9 protein-coding genes and 4 tRNA genes are annotated in these 12,366 nt (G+C 65.8%); 6 read left to right on the top strand and 7 right to left on the bottom strand.

The window, feature by feature from the left end:
* Window positions 1-33 precede the first annotated feature (33 nt).
* Window positions 34-885, top strand: coding sequence for a class A beta-lactamase (gene bla, locus V6Z91_RS20915; protein WP_338760633.1), 852 nt, complete (start codon window positions 34-36; stop codon window positions 883-885).
* Window positions 886-986: 101 nt separating this feature from the next.
* Here the strand turns inward: bla and V6Z91_RS20910 are convergent.
* From V6Z91_RS20910 to V6Z91_RS20895, 4 genes are all read right to left on the bottom strand, one after another.
* A tRNA-Arg gene (locus V6Z91_RS20910) sits at window positions 987-1,063 on the bottom strand.
* 71 nt (window positions 1,064-1,134) lie between these two features.
* A tRNA-Arg gene (locus V6Z91_RS20905) sits at window positions 1,135-1,211 on the bottom strand.
* 72 nt (window positions 1,212-1,283) lie between these two features.
* Window positions 1,284-1,360 (bottom strand) — tRNA-Arg (locus V6Z91_RS20900).
* A 103-nt stretch (window positions 1,361-1,463) separates the two neighbouring features.
* Window positions 1,464-1,540, bottom strand: a tRNA-Arg gene (locus V6Z91_RS20895).
* A 243-nt stretch (window positions 1,541-1,783) separates the two neighbouring features.
* Here V6Z91_RS20895 and V6Z91_RS20890 point away from each other — a divergent pair.
* The 3 genes from V6Z91_RS20890 (at window position 1,784) to V6Z91_RS20880 (ending at window position 7,005) form a co-directional block, all read left to right on the top strand.
* Window positions 1,784-2,596 (top strand): response regulator, encoded by an 813-nt coding sequence (locus V6Z91_RS20890; protein ID WP_338760630.1) that lies wholly within the window; start codon window positions 1,784-1,786, stop codon window positions 2,594-2,596.
* 129 nt (window positions 2,597-2,725) lie between these two features.
* On the top strand, window positions 2,726-5,719 hold the full coding sequence (locus V6Z91_RS20885; protein WP_338760627.1) for an ATP-binding protein: 2,994 nt from the start codon (window positions 2,726-2,728) through the stop codon (window positions 5,717-5,719).
* 287 nt (window positions 5,720-6,006) lie between these two features.
* Window positions 6,007-7,005 carry a diguanylate cyclase gene (locus V6Z91_RS20880; RefSeq protein WP_338760624.1) on the top strand — a complete coding sequence of 333 codons (999 nt, stop codon included), beginning with the start codon at window positions 6,007-6,009 and terminating at the stop codon, window positions 7,003-7,005.
* 168 nt (window positions 7,006-7,173) lie between these two features.
* Here the strand turns inward: V6Z91_RS20880 and V6Z91_RS20875 are convergent, their stop codons facing one another.
* Window positions 7,174-7,593, bottom strand: a complete 420-nt coding sequence (locus V6Z91_RS20875; RefSeq protein WP_338760621.1) for a hypothetical protein — start codon at window positions 7,591-7,593, stop codon at window positions 7,174-7,176.
* Window positions 7,594-7,798: 205 nt separating this feature from the next.
* On the opposite strand from V6Z91_RS20875, the gene V6Z91_RS20870 reads away from it, so the two are divergent.
* Window positions 7,799-9,445 carry a response regulator gene (locus V6Z91_RS20870; RefSeq protein ID WP_338760618.1) on the top strand — a complete coding sequence of 549 codons (1,647 nt, stop codon included), beginning with the start codon at window positions 7,799-7,801 and terminating at the stop codon, window positions 9,443-9,445.
* Between the two features lie 16 nt (window positions 9,446-9,461).
* Here V6Z91_RS20870 and V6Z91_RS20865 read toward each other — a convergent pair whose 3' ends face one another.
* Entirely contained in the window at window positions 9,462-9,974 is a 513-nt protein-coding gene (locus V6Z91_RS20865) for a hemerythrin domain-containing protein (RefSeq protein WP_338760615.1), read from the bottom strand.
* A gap of 178 nt (window positions 9,975-10,152) precedes the next feature.
* Between V6Z91_RS20865 and V6Z91_RS20860 the strand changes: the two genes are divergently transcribed.
* Window positions 10,153-10,872: a histidine kinase gene (locus V6Z91_RS20860; protein ID WP_338760612.1), complete on the top strand. Its 720-nt coding sequence runs from the start codon at window positions 10,153-10,155 to the stop codon at window positions 10,870-10,872.
* 170 nt (window positions 10,873-11,042) lie between these two features.
* Here V6Z91_RS20860 and V6Z91_RS20855 read toward each other — a convergent pair whose 3' ends face one another.
* The gene (locus V6Z91_RS20855; RefSeq protein WP_338760609.1) at window positions 11,043-12,332 is read right to left on the bottom strand and encodes an NAD(P)/FAD-dependent oxidoreductase; all 1,290 of its coding nucleotides are present in this window, start codon (window positions 12,330-12,332) and stop codon (window positions 11,043-11,045) included.
* Window positions 12,333-12,366: the final 34 nt, after the last annotated feature.

Below are 12,366 nucleotides of genomic sequence, written 5' to 3'. Positions count from 1 at the left end.
CAATTGCCCCGATCAACCACCATCGGGAGCCACATGAACTTCACCCGCCGTACCCTGCTGGCCGCCGCCGCGGCCTTTCCCTTCGCAGCCCTGCCCGTGCGTGCCGCCGGAAAAGGCGACCTCGCGGCCGTCGAGCGCGGCTTCAACGGCCGCCTCGGGGTCGCCGTCATCGACACCGCCACCGGCAAGGCGAGCGGCCGCCGGCTCGATGAACGCTTCCCCATGTGCAGCACCTTCAAGGCGATCCTGGCCGCGCAGGCGCTGGCGCGCGACGCGCGCGAGAGCGGCTTCCTCGACCGCCGCCTGCGCTATGCGAAAACGGACCTGGTCGCGCACTCTCCCGTCACGGGCAAGCACGTCGATACCGGCATGACCGTGGCCGAGCTGTGCGCGGCGACCGTGCAGTACAGCGACAACACGGCCGCCAATGTGCTGATGAAGGAACTGGGCGGCCCGGCCGGCCTCACCGCGTTCACGCGCGAGATCGGCGATACGACTTTCCGGCTGGACCGCTGGGAAACCGAGCTCAATACCGCGATCCCTGGCGACGAACGCGACACCACGACGCCGCTCGCGATGGCGCGCACGCTGCAAAAGCTCGTCGTCGGCGATGCATTGCCCAGGCCGCAACGCGAGCGCCTGAAGGATTGGCTGCTGGGGAATACCACCGGTGGCAAGCGCATCCGCGCCGCCGTGCCGGCCGGCTGGCAAGTGGGAGACAAGACGGGGACCGGCGCCTATGGCGTCACCAACGATATCGGCATCGTCTATCCGCCGGATCGCGCCCCGCTCGTGGTGGTGGTTTTCACGCACGGCGCGGAAAAGGGGGCCGATGCGCGTGAGGACATGGTGGCCGCCGCCGCGCGCGCCGCGCTGGAGGTCTGAGTCATTCCCTGGCGCCAGGCGGCGCCAGGGTGAACCGCGCGTGTCATCACGCAGCCAACGACAAAAAGGGGACCGGATTGCTCCGGTCCCCTTTTCATGTCTGGTGCGGCTGGCAGGAATCGAACCCACGACCCCTTGGTTCGTAGCCAAGTACTCTATCCAGCTGAGCTACAGCCGCAAAACTTTACAACACCGCAAGGCGACCCTCGCGACTACTGCATGCGCCGGACTTGCGTCCAACGGTGAAACTGGTGCGGCTGGCAGGAATCGAACCCACGACCCCTTGGTTCGTAGCCAAGTACTCTATCCAGCTGAGCTACAGCCGCAAAAACTTTACAACACCACGAGGCGACCCTCGCGGCCACTGCATGCGCCGGACTTCCATCCAACGGTGAAACTGGTGCGGCTGGCAGGAATCGAACCCACGACCCCTTGGTTCGTAGCCAAGTACTCTATCCAGCTGAGCTACAGCCGCAAAACTTCAACAATTATAACAACAGCCGCAGCGCCAAGCGCACAACTGTTGCTCACTGCTTTTACTACATCCGACACGCCTTCCGGCATCTCGGCAAAAATCCTGGTGCGGCTGGCAGGAATCGAACCCACGACCCCTTGGTTCGTAGCCAAGTACTCTATCCAGCTGAGCTACAGCCGCATTCAACAGCGTTCGGTATTCTACAGTATTCATTACGGCTTGGAAATGTTGAATTTTCATCTTTCGAATCCATCCAGACTTCCAGGCACGCCGGACACTGCCGCCGCTGCTTTCCTGTCGCAGCATTCGTTGCGAAGGAGGCAGGATTATAGGTAGAACTTTTTCACTTGTCCAGAGCCAAGTGCGTCCACCCATGCCTTTGGTGTACGATTCAGCATCATTAAAACCAAGGGAGACCCCGGCATGACTGCCCCCGCCATGAACAGCCTGTCCACGCTGGAATACGACTGGTCGCGCACCGACGTGGGCCACCCCGACGGCTGGCCGGTGACGCTGCGCGTGGCGACCGACCTCATGCTCAATTCGCCGTTGCCCGCCCTCGTGCTGTGGGGCCGGCGCCAGGTCATGCTGTTCAATGCCTCCTATGCGGCGCTGTCCGGCCTGCCCACGCAACCGCCCGGCGGGCGCATCCCGGCCATGCAGCCATCGGCGTGGAGCTGGAATCCGGCCGCGCTGGAACGGGCCTGGCAGGGCGAATCGCTGGTGTTCCCCGGGCAGGCACTGCAGCTGTGGCGCGCCGACGGCGTCAGCGAACAGCGCTTCGACCTGTACTACACCCCGCTGCGCGATGGCGAGGGCAGTGTGCTCGGCATCCTGTCGACGCTCGGGCCGCCCAGTGCGGCGGCGGCAGCGAGCGCCGCGCGCACCTTGCGCATGCTGGTCGTGGAAGACAATCTCGACGCCCAATACCTCGTCTGCGAAATGCTGCGCGCCCTCGGCCATGAGGTCGATGCGGCAGCCGACGCGGAGCGCGCCCAGCAGCAGCTGGAGGAGAGGCGCTACGACGTGCTGTTTACCGACGTGAGCCTGCCCGGCATCTCCGGCGTCGAGCTGGCCCGGCGCGCCGTCGCGCGCTGGCCGCGGCTGCACGTGATCTTCGCCTCCGGCTACAGCGGCACGCTGACCCAGCAGCTCGACTTCCCGGCCGACGCGATCCAGAAACCCTACGATATCGAGCAGTTGCAGGCGATCCTGGACCGCATTCCGCTCAGCTGAGGCCGCCCTGCCGCTCAGCCAACGGTGCGAACCAAACGCGACGCGCGGCGCTACAATCCGCAGCGTCGCCCGCAGGGAACCGCCCTGCCCGGTGCGGCCGCAACAACCTTCGTCCTTCGAACGCCATCAATGATCCTTTCCAACGGAGCAGCCCCTTCCGAAGCAGACCTGCTGCGCGCCATGATGGAGGCCGAGGAAGCGCTGCGCCGCACGCGCGCATGGACGAGCGACGTGCTGGACAGCATTGCCGACGGGCTGGCCGTGATCGACGGCAACTGGACCATCGCGTGGATCAACGCGCGCGCCGCGGCGTTGCTGGGCGCGCCCGGCAACGATGCGGCCGGGGCGCCGGGCTCCTTCGCCGGCCGTGACATCCGGCAGGCGTTCCCCACCCTCGCCGGCACCGCGCTCGAGGCGCGCCTGCGCCAGGCGCTGGCCGGCGAAGCAGCAGGCGCCTTCGAGCTGTATCACCCGCCCTGCGAGCGCTGGCTCGAGGTGCGCTGCGCGCTGTCGCCGCAAGGCCTGACCTTCACGCTGCACGATATCGACGCGCGCAAGCAGCAAGAGCGCTCCCTGCGCGAAACCAGCAATCGCCTGCAGGTGGCAATGGCCGCCGGGCGACTGGGCGAGTGGACCTGGGACGCCGCCAGCGACATCGTCACACTGGGCCGCCGCGCCGCCGAAATCTTCGGGATGGCGGAAGGCATGCCCGTCACCTGGCACGCCCTGCAGGAACGCATCGCCCCGGAAGACCGCACGGCCGCCCGCCAGGCCTTCGTCGACGCCTACCTGGCGCAGCGCGACTTCCATGTCGAATGCCGCATCGAGGAAGCCGGCGGCGCGCGGCGCTGGCTGTCCGTCGCCGGCCACGGCAATTACGGCGACGGTGACCAGTTGCTCGGCATGACGGGCATGGTGCAGGACGTCACTGCGCGCCGGGCCGCCGAGGAAGCGCTGAAGGACAGCGAGGAACAGCTGCGCGCGCTCGCCGATTCGATCCCGCAGCTCGCATGGATCGCCCACTATGACGGCCTCATGACGTGGTACAACCGCCGCTGGTTCGAATACACCGGATTGACGAGCGACGACCTGCGCGGCGACGCGTGGAACCTGGTCTACGATCCCGAGTGCGTGCCGGCGATGACGCAACGCTGGCAGCGCTCGATTGCAACGGGTCAGCCGTTCGAAATGGAATTTCCCATCCGCGGCGCGGATGGCCAGTACCGCTGGTTCCTCACCCGAGCCAATCCGGTGCGCGCGGCCGATGGCCGCACGCTGCGCTGGTTCGGCACCAGCACCGACGTCGACCAGGTCAAGCGTGCCCAGGAAGCGCTGCGCGACGAGACGGCCGTGCTGGAACTGCTCAACAGCACCGGCAATGCGCTGGCACGCCACCGCGACCTGCAACCGCTGCTGCAGGAAGTGACGGACGCGGCCACGCGCATCAGCGGCGCCCGCTTCGGCGCCTTCTTCTACGACAACACTCCCGATCCCGTGCGCGAACGGGGGCATGGCGCCGAAGCACCCGCGCTGGCGCCGTACACGCTGGCCGGCCGCCCGCCGCCGCTGTTCGACGAACTGGCGCGCGTCGACGCGGTGGCGCTGTTCGGCGACACCTTGCGTGGCGGTGCGATCACGCGGTGCGCCGACCTGCTGGGCCAATCCGACTGCGCACCGGCCCTGCCGCCCGAGCATGCGGCGCAGATGCGCAGCTACCTGGCCGCGCCCGTGATGTCGCGCGACGGCAGCGTGATCGGCACGCTGCTGTTCGGCCACCCCGAGCCGGGCATGTTCAGCGAGCGCACGGAGCGCATCATCGGCGGCATTGCCGCCCAGGCCGGCGTGGCGATCGACAATGCGCGGCTGAACGAGGCCGCGCGCCGCGCCGCCGAGGAACGCATCGCCCTGCTCGACAGCGAACGGAACGCGCGCGCGGAGGCCGAACGCACGAGCCAGATGAAGGATGAATTCCTGGCCACGCTGTCGCACGAACTGCGCACGCCGCTGACGGCGATCCTGGGGTGGTCGCAGGTGCTGCGGCGCGGCGGCCGCGGCGAGGCCGACCTGCAGAAAGGCCTGCAGACGATCGAGCGCAATGCCCGCGCGCAAGCCCAGCTGATCGAGGACCTGCTGGACATGAGCCGCATCATGTCGGGCAAGGTGCTGCTGGACATCCAGGCGGTGGCGCCGGCCGCCGTGACCGACGCAGCGATCGAGACGGTGCGCCCGGCCGCCGCGGCCAGGAATATCCGCATCGAGCGCGACTACCACCGTTGCGGCATGGTGGCGGCCGATCCGGGCCGGCTCCAGCAGGTCGTGTGGAACCTGCTATCGAACGCCATCAAGTTCACCCCGCAGGATGGCAGCGTGCGCATCGCGATCCGCGAAACGGAGGGCAGCGCGGAAATCGTGGTGGCCGACACCGGGATCGGCATCCGCGGCGAGTTCCTGGCCCACGTGTTCGAGCACTTCCGGCAGGCCGACGCCTCCAGCACGCGCCGGCACGGCGGCCTGGGGCTCGGGCTGTCGATCGTCAAGCACCTGGTCGAGCAACACGGCGGCACCGTGGCCGCTGCCAGCCCCGGCGAGGGCCACGGGGCCACCTTCACCGTGCGCCTGCCGCTAGCGGCACGCATTCCCGGCGCCGAGCGCCCCGCCCGCCCGGCGCTGGCCGACAGCGCGCGGCGCGCCGCGGCGTCCGCCGAAAACATGGGCGAACTCGGCGACCTGGGCGGCCTGCGCGTGCTGATCGTGGACGACGAGCCGGACACCCGGGAGCTGATCAAGCGCGTATTGTCGGATTGCAATGCCGACGTCGTCACGGCGGACAGCGCGCCCGCCGCCCTGTTGCTGCTGTCCCGCTGGCAGCCCGACCTGTTGCTGACCGATATCGGCATGCCGGAAATGGATGGCTTCGAACTGCTGGGCCAGGTGCGCGCGCTGGGCGCGGAAGCCGGCGGCAACGTACCGGCCATCGCGCTGACGGCCTTCGCCCGGTCGGAAGACCGCCTGCGCACGCTGGCGGCCGGGTTCACCGACCATATCGCCAAGCCGGTGGAGCCGCCCGAGCTCGTCGCCGCCGTCGCCCTCGCGGCCGCACGCCGCCGCGGCCAACCGTCCTGATATCTGTTTTCCGCATGACTCAGTGCGAATCGTGCGCGTTTCACACGTTTGCGCAAGAAAATAGTCGATGCTTATTAAGTAATTTATAATGCTGAAAAAGTGTCCTACTGCACGACGCGGCAATGTCCTACAAGAAACTTGTCGGCAGTTTGATACACTCCTAGGTCTGAAAATTCTTCCTCAGGATAAGAATTTTTCAATACGTGCGCCGCAGCAAATTCTTCGGCGCTACACTGAGTGTTCCGCTCCGGCCATGAACCCGCCGGAGCCCCGTAAGCGAGACAACTATGCCCAGCCCGGATGAGATCCTGAATGCCAAGATTCTGGTCGTGGACGACTGCGCGGATAACGTCGATCTCATGCTCGAGATCCTCCGCGAAGCCGGCTATACCAATGTGACGGCCACCATGCTGCCCGACCAGGTCTGCGCGCTGCACCGGCAGCATAACTACGATCTGATCCTGCTGGACCTGCAGATGCCGGGCCTGAACGGCTTCCAGGTGATGAAGGGCCTGAAGGAAATCGAACAGGAAGGCTACCTCCCCGTGCTGGCGCTCACGGCCCAGCCGAGCTTCAAAATCGCCGCCCTGGAAGCGGGCGCGCGCGACTTCATCAGTAAGCCCTTCGACTTGCTCGAGGTGCACAAGCGCATCCATAACATGCTCGAAGTGCGCCTGCTCTACAAGGAACTGGCCCAGTACAGCAAGCGGCAGCAGGAACTGGCGCTGCACGACCCGTTGACGGGCCTGCCGAACCGCCGCCTGCTGGAAGACCGCATCGAGACGACGGTGCAGCACGCGCTGCGCAACCAGCGCAAGGCGGCCGTGATGTACCTGGACCTGGATGGCTTCAAGCCCATCAACGATACCCACGGCCATGCCTATGGCGACGAGATCCTGAAGCTGGTCGCGCAGCGGCTGGTGGGCTCTTCCCGCAAGGAAGACACGGTGGCGCGCGTGGGTGGCGACGAATTCGTGATCGTGCTGGGCGATGTGGGCGGCTTGAACGACGCCCGCGAACCCGCCTCGAAGCTGATCGACGTGGTGTCCGAACCCTATGTGGTGAACGGCATCACGCTGCGCCTGTCGACGTCGATCGGCATCGCGCTGTTCCCCGACGACGCCGATTCGGTGGGCGACCTGATTCACGCGGCCGACAATGCCCTGTATGACGCGAAGCGCTCCGGCAAGAACCGCTTCTGCTCGGCGCCGGGCAGTACTGCCCTCGCCGCCGCCGCGGCCGCGGCGATGCCGCACCAACTCAAGAGCGTGGCGACGACGGTTTGATGCTTGCACGTGGCTGGCTCCGGCCAGCAGTGTTTGCAGACGAACACCGGTGTCAGGCACCTTTTCCCGCAGGAAAAAGGTGCCTGACACCGGTTCACTTATGCCAACGGTGTTAGCGGCCGAGCAGACGCGCCGATACTTATGGCCCCTTCCGGGGCCCGCTCCCGCCTACTGGGAAGCCGCCTCCTTCTGCTTGCCCGCCGCGGTGCTGTCCTCGACCTTGTTGGCATGCTGGTGATCGGATTGCGCGTCGACCTTGTCCGGCGAGACCTCGATGCGCGTGATGCCGGCGTCCACCGAGATCGGGTCGCTTGCCGGGAACGTCATCTCGACGGCATCGTCCAGCAGCTCTTCCTGCGCCTTTTCCTTGGGCAGCGGCTGCTCTTCGGAAGCGAGCGTGGCGATGGCGGACGCCCACTTGATGAAATTCAGGTTGGCCAGCTCGCGCACGGTGGTCACGCCGAACGCTTGCTGCAACGCTTGCGCGCCCTCTTCACCGACACCGTTCAGTGCACTGACCGGCGCGTCGGCCAGTTCGCGGAAGCATTTGCCCAGATAATCTTTACCTACGACGGTATCGACATTCATGATCGTATCCTTTCGTTTTAGATTGCTCGTTCAACGCTTTCACTATTGCATGCCAGTTAAAGCATGTATGTGCGCAATCGAACAATTGGAGCCGCGTTCTGTTGCCAGCAGGACTTTTGACAGCACTTAAGCCTGTTGTTATGATCGATCAAATGTTTGTCTATCAGAATTAATTTCAGCAGCGCATCCTCAACGACAAGTGCCCGTGGCCAAAGTAGACAAACCAAAAATCCTCGTCGTGAATGACGATGCGAACAGCCTGTTTGCCCTGACGAGTTTGCTGGCACAATGGGCCGAGCAAGAGTCCTACGAGGTGATTGCCGCCCGCAGCGGCGAAGAGGCGCTGCGGCAAGTCCTGATGCATGACTTCGCCGTGATCCTGCTGGACGTTAACATGCCCGGCATGGACGGCTTCGAGACAGCCGAGGCGATCCACCAGCGCGCCCGCTCCGCGAACATCCCCATCATCTTCATCACGGCCTTCGTGGCCGATGAGCTCGACCGGCTGAAGGCTTACCAGAAAGGCGCGGCCGACTTCCTGTTCACGCCCGTGATCCCGCAAATCCTGCACGCGAAGATTTCCGTGTTCGTGGCGCTGGCGATGAAGAACGAGGAACTCAAGAAGCAGGCCCGCCAGCTGAGCCAGCGTACCACCGATCTCATCAGCAGCAACAAGCGGCTGCTGCAGGAAATCGAGGAACGCAAGGTCGCCGAGCGGCAAAACCATGCGAAGGACGAGTTCCTGGCGATGCTGGGACACGAGCTGCGCAATCCCCTGTCGGCCATCAGCAGTGCCGCTTCGCTGCTCGGATTGCCGGCGGTAACGGTCGACGCGGCCACGCGGGCCAAGAAGATCATCCAGCGGCAGAGCCAGCACCTGGGGCGCATCGTCGACGACCTGCTCGACCTGTCGCGCGCCATGTCCGGCAAGATCCTGCTGAACCGCGCGCCGTGCGACCTGTCGGCGCTGATCCGCAACAGCCTGGAAACCTACCGCACGACCGGCCGTACGGCCGACTACGAGGTGCACGTGGAGCTGGAAAGCGGCTGGGTGGACGGCGACGTGACCCGGCTCGAGCAGATCTTCTCCAACCTGCTCGACAACGCCCTGAAGTACACGCCGCCCGGCGGCGCGATCGACATCCTGCTCGAAGCGGAAGAAGATGACGTCGTGCTGACCGTGCACGACACCGGCGTCGGCATTCCTTCGGAATTGCTGCCGCACGTATTCGACGTGTTCGTGCAGGGCACGAGCACGCTGGACCGGGCCCAGGGCGGGCTCGGCATCGGCCTGGCACTGGTGCGCCGCCTGGCCGAACTGCATGGCGGCGGCGTGGAAGCCGCCAGCGCCGGTCCCGGCGAAGGCAGCACCTTCCTGATCCGCCTCCCGCGCATCGAACGAATCACCGAACCGAACCCCCACACCATGGAAACAAACGAACAGGCCAAGCCCAATGTGCTGCTGATCGAAGACAACGACGACGGCCGCGAAATGATGGCGATGATGCTCTCCTGCTACGGCTACGAGGTAAAGCATGCGGCGGACGGCCTGCAGGGCCTGGCCGTCGCACGCGAGTACCGGCCGGGCGTGGCGCTCGTCGATATCGGCTTGCCGGGCATCGACGGCTACGAAGTGGCGCGCCGCCTGCGTGCCGATCCCGACACCAGCGGTATCCGGCTCATCGCGCTCACGGGCTACGGACTGGCCGAAGACCAGCGCCGCGTGCTGGAAGCCGGCTTCGACATGCACCTCGTGAAACCGGTCGACATCGACAGCCTGATGAAGGCGATCGCCAGCCTGACCAGCAGCGCGCCGGCACCGGCGCCCGCCACGGCCGCGCTGCGGCCGTGACCGGGCATATCCGAGGTCAGGCGGAAGGCTGGTTGGAATAGACCACCTTGCCGGGGACGGGCATCGGCGGAATTTCGTCGATCTCGTCCTTGCGGGCCTGGATCTGCTCGCCCAGGGCGACGAGATCGATGCCCGCCTCCTTCGCTTTCGGGAACATTTCCTCCTCTTCTTCCTTCACGTGGTGGTCGATGTACTCGCCCAGCACCTTCACCTTTGCATCGTACAGGTCGTCGTGCGGGTCCATCGCATGGATCTGCGCGATCAGGTCCTTCGCGGATGCGTGCTCGACGGTAGCCTCGTCGACGAGGTCGTCCGCTTCCTCGGCGTCGGCGCGCACGGCCGGGTAGAAGATTTCTTCCTCGGCGATGGCGTGCTTGGTCAGCTCCAGGCAGATCTTCTCGGCCAGCTTCTGCTTGCTGGTGAAGGCGCGGTCGCCCAGCTCTTCATATTGCTTGAACATCGCTTTCACTTCGTCGTGGTCCTGCTTCAGCAGGGCAACGGCATCACGCGGCTTGGCTGTAGCACTCATGGCTGCTCCTTGTAATGTTTGACAACGTGGAGGCAGTGTGCGCCCGCCCGGCTGCGCTGACTGTGCGGCAACACACGATAGTGCCGGTGCGACATTTCCATAAAACCTCAGGTATCATCCGTCGCTCAGGCCAATATCAATACCAATCATGCCCGACGAAACCGATAAGACAGACATTATGGAGACAAACGCGGCCGGCACGGCGTCGGCCGACGCCCGGCGCGGCGCCGAACTGTCCGACCTGCTGGGTCACGTGGTCACCAGCTGGGACAACGACCGCCGCGCGCTGGCGCGGCAGCTGCACGACAGCCTGGGCTCGTCGCTCACGGCGCTGACCATGCACCTGGGCCTGCTGACGGCCAAGCTGCCCGCCGACCAGCAGCCCCTGCGCGACCGCGCCACGCAGATGAAGAACCTGCTGCATACGATCATCGAAAACAACCGGCAGATGCAGCACAAGCTGTGGAACGACAAGCTCGAGTTCCTCGGTATCAAGGTCGCGTTTTCCGAGCTCGTCACGCAGTTTTCCCAGCACTATGCGATTACCGCGCGCAGCAGCCTGCCCGACGAGGAGCCCGTATGCCCGCGCGAGCAGGCCGTGGTGCTGCTGCGCGTGCTGGAACAGGGGCTGTCGAATGTCACCGCCCATTCCGGCGCAACCGAGGTCGACGTCATCGTGGACGATAACGACGACGAGATCATGCTCACCGTGCGCGATAACGGCAAGGGCGTGCTCGAGGGGCGCGGCATTCCGCCGGAAGGCGCGGGCGTTGGGCAATACGGCCTGCGGCTGCTGCGCGAGCGGGCGCGACTGCTGGGTGGGTTGCTGACCCTGGCCACGCACCCGGAGGGTGGTGCCGTGCTGTCGGTCGTTCTACCGAAGCCCGCCACGCAGTAGCATGGCCCGGCGCCCCGGCGGCGCGACACCTGCACTGTTGGCCGCAGAACACCGGTGTCGTACACCATTTTCCAAAGGAAATGGTGTACGACACCGGTTCTCGCATGCCGGCAACCAGGGGCTGCGGAACAGCCTTTCACGCGCAGGTTTTGCCAGGCCAGCCGTTCCAGTCAATGCAGCTTCACCATCGGCGTGGTCCGCTTGATCAGGAACCGCGCCAGCGCCAGCACGCCCGTGCGCAGCGTGCCCATGATGGCCTTGTGGTGCATCAGGTGCAGGCTGGCATACATCATGCGCGCGAAAAAGCCCTCGACGAACCAGTTCTTGCCCTGCAGTGAGCCCATCAGGCTGCCGACCGAGGTTTGCTGGCCGAACGACACCAGCGAGCCGTAGTCGCGGTATTCGTACGGCTTCTTCTGCGGCCCCTGGCCGCGCTCGCGCCGCAGCAGCGACTCGAGCAGGTAGTCGGCCTGCTGGTGGGCGGCCTGGGCACGCGGGGGCACGGGCTTGCCGTCGGCGCCGATGCACAGCGCGCAATCGCCCAGCGCGTAGATGTCGGGGAAGCCCTTCACCACCAGCTCGCCCGTCACCTCGAGCTGGCCGCCCTTCGCGGTCGGCAGGCCCAGGTTCTTCAGGAAGTCGGGCGCCTTGATGCCGGCCGCCCACACGACGATATCGGCAGGGTAGACATCGCCCTTCTGCACGGTGACCTTGTCGGCGTCGATCTGCGTCACGCGCGTATCGGTCAGCACCTTCACGCCGCGCTCGGCCAGCAGGCCGGCCGCCGTGCCCGACACGCGCTCGGGCAGCGGGGCCAGGATGCGCGGCGCGCCTTCGATGATCGTGATGCGCACGTCGCGCATGGGCTGCAGGTCGCCGAAGCCGTAGGCGGCGTAGACGCCGCTGGCCTCGCGCAGTTCGGCCGCCAGTTCCACGCCGGTGGCACCGCCGCCGATGATGACGATATCGACCCCCTGCCCGGACTTTTCCGTGGCCGCCCGGGCCAGCAGTTTCAGCAGCGTGAGGCGGAAGCGTTCCGCATCCTCGGTGCCGTTCAGTGAAATGGTATGCTCGGCGGCGCCGGGCACGCCGAAGTAATTGGACGTGCTGCCCACCGCCATGACCAGGGCTTCATAGGCGATCGTGCGGCGCGGCAGCACCATTTCGCCCGCCTGCGTTTCGATCGGGCTGACGGTGATCGCGCGCCCCGCCGCGTCCAGGCCTTCCAGGGCCCCATACACATAGGTGAAATGGTTGTCGTGCGCAAGCATCTGGTAGGACAGGCCTTCGGCGTGGATGTCCAGCGTGCCGGCCGCCACCTCGTGCAGCGACGGCTTCCAGATGTGGTACAGCCGGCTGTCCACCAGCATCACCTTGCCCGGCCCGAGCTTGCGGCCCAGTTTGCAGGCCAGCTCCAGGCCGCCCGCCCCTCCTCCCACGATCACGTACTTGCTTTGCAAACGGTTCTCCTTGAAATGATTGGCGCCGGCCGGA

Origin of the sequence: Massilia sp. METH4 (genome assembly GCF_037094685.1) — a bacterium.
Classification (GTDB): Bacteria; Pseudomonadota; Gammaproteobacteria; order Burkholderiales; family Burkholderiaceae_D; genus Rugamonas.
Note: the sequence above shows the minus strand (reverse complement) of the source record. Positions and strands in the feature narration are given on the sequence as shown.